Annotated in this window: 10 protein-coding genes; all 10 read right to left on the reverse strand. The window is 50.1% G+C overall.

Annotation, left to right across the window (positions count from 1 at the left end):
- Positions 1-35: 35 nt before the first annotated feature.
- The 10 genes from AB4114_RS04975 to AB4114_RS05020 all read right to left on the reverse strand — a co-directional run bounded on the left by AB4114_RS04975 (position 36) and on the right by AB4114_RS05020 (position 19,790).
- Positions 36-4,958 (reverse strand): sugar-binding protein, encoded by a 4,923-nt coding sequence (locus tag AB4114_RS04975; protein WP_441987421.1) that lies wholly within the window; start codon positions 4,956-4,958, stop codon positions 36-38.
- Positions 4,959-5,238: 280 nt separating this feature from the next.
- Positions 5,239-5,364, reverse strand: coding sequence for a hypothetical protein (locus tag AB4114_RS04980; protein WP_281366704.1), 126 nt, complete (start codon positions 5,362-5,364; stop codon positions 5,239-5,241).
- 191 nt (positions 5,365-5,555) lie between these two features.
- A complete protein-coding gene (locus AB4114_RS04985) occupies positions 5,556-6,719 on the reverse strand; it encodes an S-layer homology domain-containing protein (RefSeq protein WP_441987422.1) in 1,164 nt (387 codons plus the stop codon).
- Positions 6,720-6,849: 130 nt separating this feature from the next.
- Positions 6,850-10,548 carry a cohesin domain-containing protein gene (locus AB4114_RS04990; protein WP_441987423.1) on the reverse strand — a complete coding sequence of 1,233 codons (3,699 nt, stop codon included), beginning with the start codon at positions 10,546-10,548 and terminating at the stop codon, positions 6,850-6,852.
- Between the two features lie 467 nt (positions 10,549-11,015).
- The gene (locus AB4114_RS04995; RefSeq protein WP_441987424.1) at positions 11,016-12,359 is read right to left on the reverse strand and encodes an FAD-dependent oxidoreductase; all 1,344 of its coding nucleotides are present in this window, start codon (positions 12,357-12,359) and stop codon (positions 11,016-11,018) included.
- Between the two features lie 20 nt (positions 12,360-12,379).
- Positions 12,380-13,912, reverse strand: coding sequence for an extracellular solute-binding protein (locus AB4114_RS05000; RefSeq protein ID WP_441987425.1), 1,533 nt, complete (start codon positions 13,910-13,912; stop codon positions 12,380-12,382).
- Between the two features lie 53 nt (positions 13,913-13,965).
- Positions 13,966-14,838 (reverse strand): carbohydrate ABC transporter permease, encoded by an 873-nt coding sequence (locus AB4114_RS05005; protein WP_441987426.1) that lies wholly within the window; start codon positions 14,836-14,838, stop codon positions 13,966-13,968.
- A 3-nt stretch (positions 14,839-14,841) separates the two neighbouring features.
- Positions 14,842-15,801 carry an ABC transporter permease gene (locus AB4114_RS05010; protein WP_441987427.1) on the reverse strand — a complete coding sequence of 320 codons (960 nt, stop codon included), beginning with the start codon at positions 15,799-15,801 and terminating at the stop codon, positions 14,842-14,844.
- A 251-nt stretch (positions 15,802-16,052) separates the two neighbouring features.
- On the reverse strand, positions 16,053-18,341 hold the full coding sequence (locus AB4114_RS05015) for a helix-turn-helix domain-containing protein (protein ID WP_441987428.1): 2,289 nt from the start codon (positions 18,339-18,341) through the stop codon (positions 16,053-16,055).
- Positions 18,342-18,692: 351 nt separating this feature from the next.
- Complete coding sequence (locus AB4114_RS05020; protein WP_441987429.1) at positions 18,693-19,790, reverse strand: TolB family protein; 1,098 nt, start codon at positions 19,788-19,790, stop codon at positions 18,693-18,695.
- Positions 19,791-19,799 lie beyond the last annotated feature (9 nt).

Below are 19,799 nucleotides of genomic sequence, written 5' to 3' on the forward strand. Positions count from 1 at the left end.
CCCATCGAGGGAGCAAGTGTTCAGGAATCATTTTATCAACTGTTTACGATCACAATTAGCTTCCCACTAACCGTAGCTCCAGCATAATTAAGGAGTTCAACTTGGTACTCATACGTACCTTTCGGTTTATTGCGGATCGCTGTTGTGACTGACTGCGCGCTCGGCGTGCGATCAGCAAGCTGTCGCGTATCGATGAGTATGCCATTTTCATACAGGCGGTAAGTCGTACCATTAGTACCCCACCACATATTCATGCTGACGTAGAAGTTTCCGTCACCATCCCAATTATCATGGGAGAGAACGGGCACCGCCGGTGCTGCTTGGGTAACCGTTACCGTATGCACATCGCTTCGTGTTGTACCCGATGCGTTGGAAAGCTCCGCATAATAACGGTAAGTACCATTAGGTCGGTACGTAACGGATGTGACGGTAGTTTGGGCATTCGGCGAATGCGCTGTGAGGGTTTGCGTATCGATCAGTACGTCATTCTCGAAAAGCTTATACGTACTGCCGTTATTTCCCCACCACATGTTCATGGTGATCGAGTACTTGCCGTCCAGAATTCCCGTGTCGTACCCATTATCATCCGACAACACCGCTTTTCCAGGAGCATCCTGAGGATTCGGTTTCGGCGAAGGCTTCACCGTAACGCCCCCATTCCCCTCACTATGAAGGAAATACGTGGCATCATTCTGATTGAACGAAACTTGAACCGGATATACCTTTTCCTGATCCGCGTTCGCTTCCAATTGGATGGTGTAGTTGAGCAGTGCTATCCCATTCACATCGGTAACAGCCGTTCCGATCGTATTCTCGTATACCGCAAAGGACACGGCTTCCCCGGCAATCGCATGCCCATTCCTATCCTGCAATGTAGCCCTTAATTCTACGGAATCATTTAGCTTTCCTTCCGCATTAGAGGCTGCCAGTATCGTGCTATGGTACAGTTTGAAAGGAATCGTTTGCTCGGTCGCATTTCCGGCCTGATCAACAGCTTGTACGTATAACGTATGGTTCCCTTTGCTAGTCACGGGGGTGCCAGATATCCAGACTTCCTCATCCAAAAGCGTGCGAACGGTTTGCAAGTCACCGTCTTCATCCTCGGCTCTCACGACTGGAATTACTTGATCCGTGTAGTTCCCCCCTGCCGTTACCCCTTCCATGGTGATGACGGGAGGCGTTGGCGCTTTAATCCATTGAACCGTTCTGAATTTTTTGGGATCTTTGGTTTCACCAATGCCAGAACCCCACTCGATATATCCTTTACGACCGGTACCATCGTTATCATTTACGACCAATGAGAAGCTGAAGGCCCCATTCGTTTCCGGTTTAATCGGCGCAAGCTCCGACCATGGAAGCGCGAGTTCATAGACCGTAACCTTTTGTGCTTCATCGCGCGATACCTGCAAAGAGCCGTTCGTCACAAGCTCCCTGACGCTGGTATTAGGCGATGAATAACGAAAGATTTGCGGCCTTTGCGGTGTTTGGGATAGTCCAATTTCATACCATCCCAAATTCTCTCCAGGGATACCCGCCATCGCAGCAAACTGCAGGCTGTCATTTTTCCAAATTTCCGCTCCGCTTATAGATGTATAATTCACATCGTCAATGATTTTCGCGGTCAAATAGAAATAATCCCGATCCCAATTCACCCATACGCTGCCGTCCAAATCCGTTGGACCTGTGTAATTTTGCATTTTTACCGTTCCTTGCGACAATTGGGCGACTGGCGGCGACGCTATGATCGCTGGGTCAGCCAAGCCGTCAAGCTGCAGCGTACCAGGAAGGATCGGATTGAAATCCAGCTTCCCTCCATAAACGAAGGATGCTTTTCCGTCAAATTGGACAGTCACTTGCACTTGGTTGCTGACGCCGTAATTAAACCCGCTGAGCGGAATATCAAACGTCTTGGTGGTGTCTGGAGGAATCACATCGTTCAAATTCTGTGTTCCTGACTGCGTACCAAACTGCCAATCGGCTTTCCTGACGGTTAGCCCTTGCTGCTTGGAATAGTTCTGGATTTGGATCTTCAATGCTTCCCCTTTCGTATTCACATCTGTAATAACAGGGATGATTCTTGCACGATAGGAAGGGAGGGTCTGAATCGCATGCTTCAGTCTTCCAATTCGGTTCCCACTCACGGTCAAATCGCCTGTTACATAGCGAATGCCTTCCTGGCTCAATCCAGGCAGGGCAAATGGCTGTGACGCATTCTGACCGGCTCCCGCGTACAAAGGATAGGTTGAGCCTTCCACAGTAAATGTTGCAGTCAGCGGCGATGTGGATGCATTATTTGCTTCCACACTCAGCAATACTGGCTCACCAGTTACGGCTTCTGCTCCCGTCAATGCGAACGTCGAATCGACCGCAATACCGTCAATATCGCTTTGAATGTAAATAGGTTCGGCGGTTAGTGTCATATACACTTTGCCATTCAGTGGTGTAAAGGTTTCCGTGTTCCCCATGATATCCGTGACTTGAATCGGTACATTCGTTTGAATGGCTGCCTGCACGGGGGTATTGGCCCAAACAACCCTTAGCTTCTGGCCGTTTTTATCAAATTTGTAGCTGGTTATGCCCGTACCGACGGTTTCTTGTTCGACAAATGAGGCTCCAATTAATTCTCGGGTCATCGCCCCGTAAGCCGCATAGGCTGGTTTCGGCGTGAATTGGCCCTTGGGATCGTTCTGATGTCGAATGAGACCAAAATTATTTTCGCCATAGTCGGCTTGCATGCCATCGTTCATCAAGTCGTACCAGAACACTTTCTCGACGCCGGCGCCCAGCGCCTGCACATAGGCACGCACCAAATAATCCGCTTGCGTTTTTTCGACTACGCCCGTGGTGCCAATGTGTGTCGGCCAGCCGACTTCTGTAATCCAAAGCGGTTTATCTTGACCTTGATTATATTTCCGGATCAAGCTTTTCGCATCAAGCACAGCCTGCAGCATGCCATCTGGAGTTAGATTGTATGGATGGATGGAAACTGCATCCATGTACTGAAGTCCGCCAAGCTTAAACACTTCCTCCATCCAGGGGATATCGACAGCTGTTGCCATGCCGACTACGGTGACGTCCGGTCTGGCAGCTTTCACCGTCTCGTAGGTCTTCTTCAGCAGTTTAAAATAATAGTCTGGACGTGAGTCTGCCGGACCGTTCCCCCGATCACCGAAACCTCCGTTGAACTCATTGTAGACTTCCACCCATTCCATCTGATTGCCATATAAGTCCAACAAAGCCTTGCCATAATTGGCGAACCCCTGACGGCCATCGTCTGAATAGGGCGTACTGTCTTGATCGTAAAACGGATTCGTAAAGTCAAGGGTGATGAACGGCTTTAGGCCGTCTTGCTGCGTTTTCCGCATAAAGGCATCACGGCCTGGCGGCTTCTGATATTTCCCTTTTTCATATTCAACATCTACCCATGTAATTTCGTCACGGACATTTTTGGCCCCCGCCCGCTTCAACAGCGTACTTAACTCAGGCGTCCATCCGGAGCTTGTTCTAGCAAGGTGAGTGGATACCCCAAATGGAGAGTTGTCTGCCAGAGTTGGGTCATCAGCCGCCAAGCGGGCAAACGAAATGTCCGTACTCTGAATCGTTTGACCCCCCTTCTTCGCAGCAACAGATAGCTTATAATAACCAAGCTGCTGAACAGGAATCGTCAAATTCAATTGTCCGCCCTGCACCGCCTCGGTGCCTGCCAATACTTGATGATCCAAATGATCATAAACGCTCCAGCTTACCGTATCTCCCCTTGTTGTGAGAGGAAAGGATGCAGGCTCACTCGCCAGGAAGACATTCCCCAATTGGGACTGCTGAACGGCCAAATCCGGGAAGGAACCGGTCGCAACGACATTGTCGAAGCGGATATCCCCGCTTGTTTTGCCGCTGACCAGACCGGACTTCTCCACCAAGAGCCCGATTGCCTGGGCGGGACCATGCCATACCCCGTCGTTTGCCCCGCTGTAATGCAAATAGCTTGTGCCGGCGTTAAAGGTCCACACTTCGATTTTTTGCCAATCGCCGGTAGGCGCCAAGGAGATTTTCTGCTGATGTACCTGCCCGGTCGAGTCCTTCACCAGCAGCAGGACCACAGAATAATCGGACGTTTTGACCCAGAACGACAGTTTCTTCAGATCTATAGGCGTAGAAAAGCTTCGTCCGAGCGAAACATTCAGCCCGCCAGCGCTGAAATTCCCGCTCAGCTTGCCTGAGTAAGCACCCGACTTGATCTCGGCCGTATCCCGTATATATTCGCCCTTGGCTCCGCCTTGCGAGGCCAGCGACCATATGTCGAAGCCGTTCTCGAAGGTGCCGATGGCGTTCTCCCATACGGTCTCCTGAGGCGGCGCCATTACCGACACATCGTCTATCCAAGCGTCTCCGCTCGTTTTGCCGCCGATCAAATTAGACTTTTCCAGCAAAAAGGAGATGCCAATAACGGGACCGTGCCATTTGCCGTCGTTGGCACCGCCGAAATGCAGATAGTTCGTGCCAATGTTGAAGGTGCTAATTTCGATCTTCTGCCAATTGGCATTCGCCAGCGCGATCTTCCGCTGATGCACCTGTCCGGTCGAATCAACTACCCGAAGCGTAACCCCGGAGGCGTCGGCCGACTTCAGCCAAAACTCCAGCTTCCGCATATCCAAGGGCAGAAAATTTTTACTGATGGCTACATATTTGCCGCCCGCACTGAAATCGCCATGTAACTTCCCCGAAAAGGTCCCGGATCTCGGAGCCGACGCATCCCGTCCATACGCGCCTTGGGCTCCCGGAAACTCGGATCCCAAGCTGAAATTCCAAAGTTCTTCATCGCTTTCAAAATTGCCGATCGTTGCGCTTTGCAAGGCTTCCTCCGCTTGAACCGTTGTCACATTTCCTCCCGGCAGAAGTCCGTTCATAGGCAAGGAGGACAAAAGCAGGACCAGAACCAAGCTTACCATCCACTTTTTCATTTCCAATTCATTCACTCCCTCATTTGTCATTTTCCATCTAATCGGTATCCCTATCACCGGTCCGTTCCCGGAGTTCGACTATCACATGATGGACTTAAATTAAGAAAGCGTTTTCATTTTGCAGCTTACATAGCAACTCGGATTGTTTCGTTGCCGTGTTGATGAGCCCATATCTCGTGCCCAACATATTTGACTGGTCGTCAGCTCTCCTCCCTTTTCTGCGAATAGAGGTTGCTCTTTTCCCCGGTCCCGTTTCGACCACCCAAAGTCGATCTGGAATTTACTCCGTTGCACCCTCATGCGTGAAGAACACCTGATTCGGATCAATCGGATTGATCGTTGTTAGCCAGATGTAATTCGGCTTGAACCCACCATACCAACCGCCGTTTTTTATGGAAAGCTTCACTTCTTGATGTTCTCAGCTTCTTTTGATTCTAGTGCTACACATTTTTTGCACCACTATTCTTTTCATGATACAAAAGCACTTAATCATCAAGTTTCCTCCATATTCACAACACAAATAAGCGCTCACACAATAGTGAACGCTTAACGCTCCAAATCCAACTGAACCCCCGTACTTCCGAAATTTAGCTTAGGTTAGTTCAAGCTATCCAAAAGTGTTTTCATTTGAGGATCAAGGTTCAATGCATTCAGAATGATTGTAAGTGCCTCTGCACGTGTGGAGTTGCCTTGCGGATCGAATATCCCATCATTCTTCCCGCTGATGATGCCTGCCTCTGCTGCATCTTTAATTTGATTCATTGCATAGGAGCTTGCACTTGCCATATCGGCAAAGTTCCCCTTGGAAGTATCCTTGTCCGCTTTACTCAAGTTGACAATTCGGGACAACATAACGACCATTTCTTCTCGGCTGATCGTTGTGTCCGGCTTGAAGGTTCCGTCTCCGTAACCGGCAATCACACCTGCGCTAGCAAGTTTCTCAATAGCGCTTTTAGCCCAATGGTTGTCAATATCGTTCAGAACAAGTAAATGATTCGTGTCGCCACTGATATCGAATACGCGCGAGATCATCATTGCAAATTCGGCGCGTGTAATTTTGCCATCCGGTTGAAAAGTTCCATTTTCATACCCATCGATAACGTGCAGTTTCACGAACGTATCGATGGTCTTTTCAGCCCAGTGCCCTTTAATGTCAGCCAGTTCAATCTTGGCAATAGATTTGTTAGCTTCCTTTACTTTGGACTCGAAAGCATGAACTAAGTTTATTACATTGACAATATCACTATTGAATACATCCACCGCTGGTTTACCGCTGTTACCCGATGCCTTTACAAGAACCGATAGCTTGCTTTTAATCGAAACCATATTAGGCACTAATTGCGAATTCATTAGTTTCACACTGTCCAGTTCAATATCGGCCGAACCCTGATTAACCGCATGAAATGTCAGCGTAGCCAGTGTTACATCCCCGGACTCGCCTGATTTATTGCCGATATGCGTATGTGCGATTTGAATCTTATTCCCGTTTACAATCGGATTAACCGTATAGCCTTCACTTCTACCAACACTCTTTACAAACTTCAGATGGCTGGTATCAAAGGATAAATTGACCTCATATGCGTACATATCACTTAATTGTTTTCCGCTTACCGTCACCTGGAAGTCATTTCCTTCAGAAACACTTTGGTTCGTGATGGAAAGTAAAAAGGTTGCTCCGGAGTTTGCATGTATAACGATTTGAGGAAGTAAGAGCATAGTCAAAAGTAACGTCAGACTGAATACGAGAAGTTTTTTTAACATCGATGAAGTTCGCCCTTTCGGTACATATTTCTGAATAATTGGAGGGAGAGCGTATTCAGCTCTCCCTCCACACTCCTATCTTCGCTAATGCGAGTAAAAATCCATTCCAGTAAACATGATGCGTGGTTTTTTATTGTAAGATCGTTCTGGCTACGATTGCCAGGTCTTCAATATCAACCTTACCGTCATGATTGACATCCGCTTTCTCATTCCAGCCCGCTTGACCTTGCTGCTTACCATAACCCCCTGCAACAATAGCCAAGTCTCCAATAGAAATACTTCCATCTCCATTGACATCTGCCGTTATTCTCTTCGTGTTAAACATTTGAATGGCAGCTTCCAATCCGGCTTTCGCACTATCTACCTGCTGCTGTGCGGCATTCGGATTGTTTGCTGTCGCAGTGGCTGCATCGATTGCAGACTGCAATTGCGCTTTGGAGCCAATCGCATACAGCCCGTTCCCATTGCCTTCCACTGCAGCATTGTACGTGGCCTGTGCACTTGCGATCAATGCATTCAAGAGCGACTTATCAACAGGTGTACTAGGAATACTTATTTGTATCTCACGAGAGGATCCGTCTACTTGCAGTTCATTCCCCTGTCCATTGGCAATAATGACATTACTTACAGAAACTGTCGAAGAGGTAGCCTGAGTAACAGGTTTCGCCGTAAATTTGATAGTCAACAAATCTCCTTGAGCCAACACCCCTTGGTTCGCGCCCACACTGGCAACCAAAATCCGAATATGCCCTGGCACGGCCTCCTTTTGCTCGATGACTTGAAATCCGTCTTTCAGTGAAGTAACTGAATTAAATTGCAAACTCGCTGGATCATAATGAAGAGTCAAATCTTGCGCATACACTTGCTGGTATACACTTTGCGTAACGCCAGTCAATCCCATCGTTACATCAAAGGTTTCGCCCTGGTTCACCTGCTGTGCACCTGCCAAAGTAGACTGAGGCATCGTTGGCGCTGGCAGCACACTTATTAGTTGTGCATTGCGAAACAGTGCGGGGTCCTTCGGCGTCGTTCCGACTCCCGATCCCCACTGCAAGAAACCATCGCGGGAATCGCCCGTGGAGCCCTTATCATCGTCATTCACCAGGAACGACATTCCGATGGTCTGCGTCGGTGGCCCGCTAAACCCAAGCGAGGCCCATGGGACAGAGATGACATAGTGCATGGTGCTGCCGCTTTGCGTGATATTCGCTTGGGCGCCAGGAGTTGGTCCCACCTGCTGGCCAGTCGGCGCTGCGAAGGTGTAAACCGACGGTCCGCTGTCGAGAAGTGCTGCACCGAGTTCAACGCGCTGGCCACCTGCCTGCCCCGGCACTCGGTCGTAGGTGCTGAACTGGATGGAATCGGTCTGCCACATCGTGTTTGGCGTGCGTGCGCCGAAGTGTTTGTCATCTGTGATCGTGGCGTCGATCACAAGCGCATCGTTGTTGTAGTTGATATGCAGCTGCCCACTTAGGTCGCTGTTACTACTGCGCGTCCCCAAAATCGATACCCATGTCGCTTGCGTCGCCAAGTCGATTGCGGGCAAGGTTTGGTGGTTCGCGGGTTCGATGGGAGCGTAGGAAATCGAACCCGATGAAACATCCGAATCTCTGGAGCTGTCAACGGCCACGTTATAACTCAGAGAATCGAACAACGGAATGTCGGAGAGCGGGACGCGTATCGACACAGTTCCACTTGCAGGGACATTCACCATATTCGACACATTCCCTGATGTCGGCCCTACTTGGTAGGCAACTTTGGTCGGCGTGAAGTCGCTGGCTCGATTGTTCTTCAGCGCGATGTCGAGAAAGTAGCTTCGGGATGCCGCATCCGATGTGATCGTCGGCTGGACGCTGATCTCGAACGGCTTGACGACATTTGTCGTTGCCCTCAAGCCAGCAACAAGACTCGGCTGGTTCTTGTCGTCGCCCCTCGTCACGTCTACGGCCACAGTCCGCGGGCCGAGGAGTGTGCTTGCAGGAACGCTGACGGTGGCGCTCGTTACCTGGCCCGGAGAAGTGAGAAGGTTCACAGGCTGCGATCCGTTCGCAGTGATTGTCAACTCATTAGGTAGGTCCGTATTGGGATTCGATCGGTCTGCAGTCACCGTAACTGTGACCGTATCTCCTTTGATCGACTGATCGGCGACTTTCACCGTTACCGCAGACTGCGTCACGCCCAAGCTGTCAACGTTGCCCGTAACGTAGATCGGGCTGCCGTTAAGCGTCAGAACGACCTTGCCGTCTGTCGGATTCACCGTTTGCGTTGCCCCATACTCATCAGTGATGATAAGAGGCTGGGAAGTATGCAAAGAAATGTTCTCGGAGCTGGTGGACCACATCACCCGAGTTGTCGAGTCTCCTCCCGTATTCGGATACGAGTAAGCGGTAACGGAGCCGAGGTCATCGCGAGCACCGATCGTCTTTCCGGTCACCGCGCGAATGAGCACAGCGTTAGCGACAGCTCCCGGTTTCGGAGCTACGCCAAGCACGCCATCGACGGGCTGCCTGAACAACCCAAAGTGATGTTCTCTATTAGTGGGGTCAGTACCGTCATCCATAGCCGAGTACCAGTTGAGGACGTCCACGCCAGCTGCCTTCACTAGCACCTGAGCACGCACCAGGTTGTCCGCTTGCTGGGGCTCCGTGGAGGCGGCGGCATACGTCGGCCAACCGTTCTCCGTAATCCAAAAGGGGACGTGCCGATTTCCAGCCGCCTGTTTCACCTGCTGCACCAACGCAGGGAGCTTCGATACCAACAGTGTGCGCTCGGGCGGGGTGTTTGCCCCCTCCAAAGCGTAGCCGTAGACATTCGTCGCGAACGTATCAATGTAGTTGATACCGCCGGCAGCGAAAAAGGCACTATACCAGTTATCGTCAAACGTGGTTGCAATCGGGCCCATGACGTTCGCGTCTGGGTTTCCTTCGTGAATGGGTCCGTACATGGCCTGAAGCATCTGCACATAGCAGGCTGCGGTAATACCGCAAGCGCCGTTGTTGAAGCCGGTGCCATTGAACTCGTTGTAGATGTTGAAATCGCTAACCTTGCCCTTATAGTGCTCTGCGGCAGCTTTCCCAAACTGACCAAATGCGGCCAGACCAGCCGCAGAGCTCGGCGTTTTCCCGTTGTCATAATTTGCGTTGTTGTATGCCACGACTCCCTGGGGAGTCATGCCGAGGTCAAGAGACTGTTGTGACTTGGCTTCAAAGGCGTACCCAGCCCAGTTGTACACGCCTGGCTGTTTTTCAATTAGCGACCAGTTAATGTCGCTTCGAATGTGGCCGTAGCCGATTGTCGCCAATGCGTTCATGAGTCCATCTTCGAGGGATTTGTAGTGACCAAAATGTGAGTCGATCCCGAAGAAGGAGTCAGGACTCAAGGCGCCCGCTGGCGTCGGGGTCACAATGCCAAACGTTGTGGCGCGCGTTACCGTTTGGTCATCAATTACGCTGGAGAAAGTGAGGTTGTAGAACCCCGGCCCGAGGTCCATCACGGATAGCGGAGCATGTCCGTTGGTGCCTACGGGGACAGATCCCGCGCGAAGACTCACGCCCTGATCATCTGAAATATCATAGGAAACCGAGTCACCCACCGTGCCGAAATCCAGGTTTGCGGAATTGGTTGTGAAGAGCAGGCTCGGGTTCATCACAGACAGCGCTGGAGTCGTTGCAAAAGTCACCCGGACTCGTGCGAAACAGATTCCCGGCATGACGCCGCCCAGGCTATGAACGCGCAGGCGGAAATCTGCGCCGTTTGTGCCGTTGGCGAACTTGATTCCGCTCAGCTCAAAGATCTGGTTCTTCCAAGTCTGACTGCCACTCGTGGGCATCCAAGGGGTGGCCTGGTAGGCGTTGCTCTGGCCGTCGTACTCGATGGCCATGGTCGTCGCCGCTGCATCAAAGTAATCAACGGACACAATCGCGTACGTTGCACCCGCAGGTTTCGCGGAGCTTGCTACATCAACGTAGACGTAGGGGTTTAGCGGATTTTGTGACGTCGCCCAGCACGCCGTGCCGTTTATGGTAGTCGCGGCGTGCGTCGGATCTTTGTCCGCATCGCCAGGCCAAGCCTTGGTTATACCGCTGTAAATTGGGGGCGAACTCAAAGTTACGTCGGCCTGCGGCTGGGCAGCGACAGCCCAGGGCGCCACCTCCCCAAAAATGCTAACTGACAAAAGCAAAACAAGCATCAAACGGATCATCCACTTTTTCACGAACATCACGTTCACTCCCTTATCCTGATCTGAAATCCAATCGCATTTACTGTTGTAAGCGTTTTCTATTATAGGTCTAGTCGTTAATTAATTTCTGATGCCCAGGCATGTCTTGCAGGCATCTGAACCCGCTCCACCTCTCCTTCTATGAATTGACCCCGCAGCTGGAGAATGAACCGGATGTGGGAGGTTTTGACCTCCCGGACATCCTGATGACCGTAGAACACACAGAGTGCAGCTGCTGTTCCCGCTGCTTCACCAATAGCGCTGACCGAGGCCATGATCCGGTAGGAACTGTGAGCTTCGTGAGTGCCGCTGATGCATCTGGAGCTCAGTAATAGATTGGCGCAGCCCTTGGGAATAAGCGAACGGTATGGGATATGGTAATAGCCTGGCTCGGGAATACTTTCAAGCCTAGTCGCGCCTCCATCCGGACTATGAATATCCAAGGAATAGGCGCATGCCGCCACCATATCATCAAAGCACCTGGTCTGCAGGCAGTCCTCTGCGGTCAGTTCATATTCTCCTACAATTCGCCGCCCCTCTCGGACACCGAGCTTAGGGGCAATGTAATCCAGCTTCGCATTATGGAAAGCAGGATGCTGTTGAATGGCATCAAACAACTCCTGCGCCTGCCGAATTCCCTCTTCCCTGCCCCTAGAAACGGTTTCTGGCCGGGTGGGGTCCACATCCAGCACCGAAGTAGAGTTGAACAGCAGGGCTTTTCCATCTGGATAAGGAAAACAAGTGATACCCTGCCGGGGGTTGCTGGTGCCGCCTGCCGCTTTCATGTCGAGGTAATAAGGCAGCAGCTCCCTGCGCAACGAATGAATCGCCGACCATTGCCGAATATCCGGCTCCTTCAGTAGGGAGCAGTCTATGCCGCTGACCTTGAAAGTGGCGGTGGCGGACTGCAACTTACCGTCACCTTCTCTGCCCAGTTTGTACTTCAATCCCGCCAACGCGGAAAGATTGCCGTCGGCAGTGGCGTCGAGGTATATCTTGGCGGTAACTGTAGCTGTTCGACTGCCCTGGAAATGTAGTCGGACAATTCGTCCATTCTGCTTATCTGCTTGGAAAACCTCACAGTCGGTCCACAACGTAAGGGTCGGTTCGGAGGCCAATAGCCTTTGGTATGCAGCCTTCAATTCCTGCTCATCATAAGTAGGAACAAGCTTCTCGCTGTAATGCGTGTATGAGGTGGGAAACAACTCTCGGTGAATTCCGCTGGTAATCGGTTTTCCCCAGGAATCCCGGAAGTTGCATACCAGGGATACACTGGAGAATACACCTGTTCCCCCCACTTCCCTGGCTTGCTCAATCAGCAGCACCCTCATCTGCAATCTTGCAGCAGCAAGCGCAGCGCTAATTCCTCCGACACCCGCGCCCGCTATGATAAGATCAAAATCAAAAAACTCTTTGTTCATATCGGTAGACCTCCCGAACCTTATTTCTTGGCCTGCTTCGTATACAGTTCCGTATAATCCTTTATAATCTGTTCCCCGCCCTGAGAGCGCCACTTCTCCACTTCTTTATTGAAGCCGGCTTCATCAAGGATTCCCATAATGAATTTGACACGGGCATCGGCAATGATCTTGTTCAGCTCCGTTCCCTTCTCCACAGCTGTCTGAGAGATCAGGGGCTCCATCGGGTTGGATATGGCAATTGCCTCGTTGTTTTTCAACATGGTGCGGAATCTATTGTCCGCTTCCCCCTTACCCTTCCAGATCATCAGCGCACCGTCATAGGTAGGCAGTTGCTTTAGAGGAGATACCTCGTTGGCATAAGCAGTCTGGTCAGAGATGACCGGTTCTCCGTCCGCTCCTTTGGTGTAATGAACACCCTCGATCCCCCACGTCCAGGTATACATCATTTTGTCATCGACGATTTTGTCGAAGAAACCAAGAAGTTGCTTCAGCTCCCCCTCCGACTTGACTGTGGCTTTTGGGAACACGAACATCCCATTATATCCAGTGGTTGCAAACACCCGCTCTCCCTTAGGTCCCTGAATTCTGCTAACAATATCGATCTTGGCAGCAGGATTGGCTTTCTTCAGTTCGTTTCCTCCTGTAATCACGAAGTCAAGGGTAGTGAACAGCATGCCGGCCTTGCTTTGATAGAATTGCTCTTGCTGTTTATTGACTTTGGTTGCAGCGAAATCTTGATTAATGAGCTTTTCGTCATACAGCTTCTTGTAGAACTTCATGGCTTCCATATTTTCTTTAGTCATAACCTGGGGAACTGCTTTGCCATCCTGAATCTCCCATTGGTTGGGCGCTCCGAAGAAGGAGGCGATGGTCTGGAAGCCGGTGAGACCCATGGCGCCTGCGCCGCCGGAATCCTCGGCCTCCACTAGCCCGAATGTATCGTTTTTGCCATTTTTGTCCGGATCGTTTAAGGCGAAAGCGCGGATAACCTTGTAGAGCTCATCGATGGTCTTGGGTTGCTGCAAGCCCAGATTGTCTAACCAATCCTGCCGGAAGGCGATGCCCTGACGGGCCAGCGCTCTGGCGCGGTACAAACCGTAAACCTTGCCATCGACTGAGATATTTTTCAGTACCTGCTCATTCGCGTTGTACTTGCTTAGGTTGGGAAACTCCTTGATATAGGGTCCGATCTCCCAGAACATGCCCGATCGTTCCGCATTGATAATTGATGAGGACTTGGTATCCCCAATCATCAGTACCTGAGGCAGATCATTGGAGGCGATGGAGACGTTGACCTTGTCATTGTAAGCAGACGCCGGAACCCAGGTGGTATTGATCTTGGTATTCGTGTATTCCTCGATCTGCTTGATAATCGGATTGTCGGCCTTGGGAGGCTCGGTCGACGAATACTGGTTCATCATCGTGAATGTAACCTTTCCGCTTGGCGTTGCCTGGTTCTTCTCTTCCTGATTGCCGCCGCACGCCGTCAAACTGGCAGCCGTCAGGATTGCTGCGAGACCCGTTAGGGCCATTTTGTGATTTAATTGATTCATGTCTTTTCTCCCCCTCATAATATTGAAGATATTATATTAAATGATGAACAAGTTCATCCTTTAACCGAACCGAGTAGCACTCCCTTGGCGAAGTGCTTTTGTAAAAATGGATAAACCGACAGAATCGGAACGCTGGAGAACACGATAATCGCCATGTTAATAATCTTGGACGGTGGAGGAGGCGCCTCGTTCATATCGGACAATCCCTTCTCCGACAGGATCACTATCTGTCTTAACAGAACCTGGATTGGCCATTTCTTTGAATCGTTGATGTACAAAATAGCGCTCAGGAAAGTATTCCAATGAGTTACTGCGTAGAACAGCGAAAAGGTTGCAATCGCAGGCAGAGATAATGGGATGACAATACGGAATAAAATCCCAAGGTCATTGCAACCGTCGATCTTGGCCGATTCCTCCAAACCGTCAGGCAACTGCTGGAAGAAGTTTTTGATGATGATCAGATTAAAAGCACTGATCGCGCCAGGAATAATAAGCGCCCAGTAGGTATTAGTAAGGTGTAATGCTTTAACCATCAAAAAAGTAGGCACGATACCGGCGTTGAACACCATCGTGAAAATAACCATGAGCATGACGGGACGACGTCCATACAGGTCTTTGCGGGCAAGTGGATACGCCATCAGCACAGTCAGCAGCAGGTTCACAAGTGTCCCAATCACAGTCACTCCAATAGTAACTGTCAAGCTACGAAGCAGTATTGGAGTAGACAGGATGTAACGGTAGCCCGCCAACGAGAATTTCGTTGGAAATACAAGGAAGCTTTTGGATAGCACCTCCTGCTCCGTCGCGAAGGAAATCACTATGATATACAGAAACGGGATGAGCATCACAGCCGACACCAACAGAAGGATTGCGATGTTCGTCCAGTCGAACAGACGGGTTCCCCAGCTTCGGTTTTGTTGATTCATAGATTAATACACCCCTTCCCCACCGAATTTTTTGGCCAACCAGTTTGAGCTGATGACCAGTACAAATCCAACAACCGACTTGAAAAGGCCGACAGCGGTACTGAAACTGAACTGCCCTTGCGTAATCCCGGCCGAATACACATAAGTGTCAAACACTTCCCCGACCTCACGGTTAATCGGATTCAGCATCAGGAAGATTTGCTCAAAGCCCGTGTCCAAAAAGGTACCCAGCCGGAGAATGAAAAGAATCATAATGGTAGAGCGAATGGCAGGAAGCGTCACGTGCCATAGTTGGCGCAACCTTCCCGCTCCGTCTATTTTTGCGGCTTCGTATATCTGGGGATCGACTCCTGCCAAGGCTGCAAGGAATATAATGGTCCCCCATCCTGTTTCCTTCCAAATCACTTCCAGTGTGATCATGGTTCTAAACCAGCCTGCACTTGCGAGAAAGTTGATTTTGCTCCCCCCCATTGCCATAATGGCTTCATTCACCAGTCCGCCGTCGATTGTAAAGAAGGTATAGACTATGCCGACCACCACGACCCATGAGATAAAATGGGGTACGTAGATGAAGGTCTGTATGGCCCGTTTAAATTTCTCATGGCGCACTTCATTAATTATGAGAGAGAGCAGGATCGGTGCGGGAAAAAAGAAAAAAATATTGTACCCGGCCAGCACCAGGGTATTCCTCAGAAGCATCCAGAACGACGGATCATAGAACAGCCGCTCGAAGTGCTTGATGCCAACCCACTTACTGCCGAAAAAGCCCAAGTAAGGCTGATAATCCTTGAAAGCTATGAGAAGTCCCCACATAGGGGCGTATTTGAACAACAGAAAGTAAAGCAACCCGGGGGCAAGCATCGCATACAGCCATTTGTTCCTCCGTATCTGGTACCAGAAACATTGCTTCTTCGGCTTAGCGGCAGACATTTGAAGCGCAAGATTTCCTTTGATTTGATTCATCTTCGACTCCACCTTCGTGTTTCGTGATTTTTTGTGAGTACCTTCAAGATAAACGGCCGACATGCGGACGTCTATAATCAAGGGATAATCATCAGGAAAGGTGTTTGTCATTGTAGAGACTATAATCATAATCACGTCCGGAATAATCATGAGCCTAGGCGAGAAGAGACCTCTTGTTATCGCTTCAACATGAAGAAGACCCCCTACGACAGGCAGGGGACCTATCGCGTGGAGTCTTTGGAGTGAAGCTTTCATATTTTGGGATGGCAGTGCAATTCCCGGTATTGTCCTGGCGTCATGTTCTCCATCTTGCGAAAAAAACGGATGAAATTCTGAGGGTTAGTGTAGGTTAATCTTACCGCAATATCCCCGATCTTCATATCTGTCTCGACCAGCCATTGCTTCGCCATCATCAAACGGTAGTTTAGAAGGTACTCGCTGAAGCTGATCCCTTTTTCCCTGCTGAACAGAGGCCCCAAATGGTTGGGGTGGTAATTCAATTGCATCGCGCATGCCTCAAGGGTAAGCTCGGTGTCAAAGCGTTGATGGATCAAATCAGTTATCTGGTCCGATATTTTCTTAGCGTGAGACTTGCTCTGCTGCTCTAGCCTGCGCATGATCGGGGCAATGACGGTATCGCAAAACCAAAGTCGGATTTCCTCCTGGGATTTTAGATCAAGTAGTCTGTCAAAAAGCTGCTTTTCCTGATCGAGTGGTAATTCCGTTTTTGTATCCTTCTTTGTATCCGCAGTTATCTCCGACTGTCCAAGCTCGGTCAGCATAGTGTACAGCCTGACCAATGACATCCGATATTGGCGCCAGTCGGCTTGCTCATTAAAGATCAGTCCAATGCAGCGTTCCAACAGCTTGTCAGCCCTTGTCCGCTCCACCAGCTTAACTGCATCGTAAAGCTCTTTGGCCGCACGGTGCGGGAACACGCTGGATACCAAGTCTTCAGGCTGGACATCATCGATAAACAGAACTGATTCCGGACCGAAACGAATCCGGTACCGAAGCGCCTCTAGTGCTTGCTCGGCAGAGACAGAAATATCGATGAGTCGCTTTTGGGGACGGCTGATGCCAATGCTAATTTGCAGCTTCAGGTATTGCTGTACTGTTTTCCTGATAAGCTCCGCTACGGCAAACAATCGATTCTTGTACTCCACATCCGCAGTTCCGGTACCTCCTACAACCGTGATCTGGGATTGTTCCAGCAATACAGGATCTAGCCGTTCCTCGGCGGGGATCAGCTCGCCGGCGATATTTGCGATGGCGAAGAGCAGCAGATCACGGTCATTTTCATTATACTGGGAGCTCTCCAGATCATCGATCTGAATGGCGAGTACGGCATGCCACTCCCAATTGGCATGATAGCCATACTCTTTCAGTCTGGCCGGTAACTGAGACTCTTTCTCCTCGCCTCGAATCAGCTTCATGACAAAAAAATGCTTCAGCTCCCGTACTTGTCCCGTAAGCTGTGCCAAGAGGCGGGATTCCGTCTGAAGCATGGATTGCAGTCGATAGCCGATCATGGCAAATTCATCGGTGCGGGCTTCTTCTGGCGGATCTTCGAATCTGTCGGCAATCGTCGCGACCAATTTCCGTACTGGCCGGTAGAACGTCCTGGAACCGTATAGTGCCAGCCCGCAGGTTACCAGAACCATGAGCAGGCAGACAAACAGAGTGACCCAACCTATAGAGCGGGAATCTCGGGTAATATCTTTTATGGATATGGCAGACACATAAATCCAGCCATTGTAACTTGACTTGCGCATGATGACGCTTGTGTTGTCACCGTCAAGCTCTACATTGAATTGCCCTTCCGTTTCACTTCGCCTTTGCACCTCGGCAACAAGTTGCTCCAAGCCGGATTGCTGCACTTTCTGATCGCTTCTGGACAGCAGACGGTAATCCTTGTCCAATACCAAGATGCTGCCGATCCGGTTATCGGCTGCCAGAAGTCTCGCCAGCTGCGATTCGGCGATGGTCACGATGGCCAGTCCGTCGGCTTTCAGCGAATTCAGCGGGATTTTCTTCACGAGACTAATACTTGGCGAACGCTTGTCCTCGTCCGTTACCCAAAAAGAAAATGAAGGCAGATTCTCATACCGGAGAAGCTGATCCAGATTCCGTACATCATCAAATGTAAAAATATTGTTGTTATCGACGCCCCATTGACCTTTTAAATTCAGTACCGTCATATTGTTTATCGTCAGCTCGAAGGTTTGGCTGCGCACCATGTTCTGGTACATTTCATTATAAACCTGATAATTGGCTGCTGAATAAGGGAGCGACATAGCATTAACTACAAGAGGCGAGCTAATGTACTGTGTAACCGAATGATCTATCGTCTTGAGGATCTGCTCCACACGAAGTTGGGACTGCTGAAGTGTCGCCATGCTACTCTGGTTGACCTTGTCTTGAACTATAGAGGAGGCTTTGTAATATGAGATGATTCCAACGATAATAGCTGGAATAGAGCCGATCAGCAGACTGTATATTAAGAGACGGTTGAAATATGTGCTGGAACGAATTTTCATAACATCTCCCTTGTAAGCAGTTTCGCCTAATTTTTCTCCTATTATAGAGACGAGATTGAAGGAAGTCCATAATCATGGCATAATCATATGAACGGATTATCAGGTCTGACCCATTATCCAGCAGATGTACGAATTCGTTCAATTCATTGATATTGTATTTCAGATTGTCTAAACTACATGATAAGAGCGCCTACTTGATGGTGTTGGGTTATAAGCCCGTGACAAACCCATCATACCGAGGCGCTTCTTTTTTGACAAAGGCTATTCTTCCCATCGAAACACTTTTGCCGTTATCACTAAACTTCCCTCTCAATTTACTCGAAAAGCTTACCTCCTTGAATCCTCACCTAGCTATAACCGGTCGCTAATATCTATAATCCCAACATGTAGCACATCATGCTCATCCGAAAACGTGAAGGTAACCTTACGGCTGTCCGGACTAAATGATGGATGCGGGTGACCAGGATGCATCCCACGGCATGGCAGTTCGCATAGCAGCTCGGACTGTTTCGTTGCCGTGTTGATGAGCACGATTTTGGAAATACCGGGCTCCTGTGTGTCCGCCACTGCATATCGGCCGTCAGGACTAATGCCGACATGCCAATACCTGTAGTCTCCATTAATAAATTCGTGCCGCTCGCCCCGACGATCCACGAAATAAACGCCAGTCGGTTTATCCGGACTATGCGGATATTTCACGAAGTACAGTCCGCTGCCGTCGAGCGCCCATATCTCGTGCCCAACATATTCGATTGGCCGTCCGCTCTCCTCCTTTTTCTGCGAAAAGAGGTTGCTCATCTCCCCGGTCCTCGTGTCGACCACCCAAAGTCGATCCGGAATTTGCTCTGTCGCGCCTTCATGCGAGAAAAATACCTGATTCGGATCAACCGGATTGATCATCGCATGATTCGCTATCGGGTAAGGCTCAGCAAATTGAGGACGGGCTGCTTCGCATACCTCGCCGCTGGACACATTTACCGTGCCGATTACCCAAACGGCTTCCTGTGACTCCGCATCCTCGGACTGAAGAAGCGCCTCCTTCCAATACACGCCAAGCACCTTGCCGTCGTTCGTTATCGACAAAGGCCCAAAGAACGTGCAATGCTCCTCCAATTTGCAAATCGTATGCCTTTCCCCGCTCCATGCATCAATTGCGTATAGCTCATTCCCCTTCAATAAATAGATGATATCATCGGGCGAAACGACCCCGCTTCCCCAAATCTGGCCTTCTTCCAGCACCTGCACATCACCCGTTTCCATATCGAAACGCACGATGTCACCCTTCCACGTCTCTCGGTCCATGTCCGTATGCACAATCAGATGTCGGCTGTTCGACAACCAGGACATCGCCGTAAAATACAGATGCGCTGTATCGCCTCCTTCCACGCCAAGTGCGAGGATCGACTGCCCGGTGATTGTATCTGTTATTGTTGTACTGGTTAACATCATCAGTACCTC

The sequence above is a fragment of the Paenibacillus sp. 2RAB27 genome (assembly GCF_052115445.1).
Classification (GTDB): domain Bacteria; phylum Bacillota; class Bacilli; order Paenibacillales; family NBRC-103111; genus Paenibacillus_E.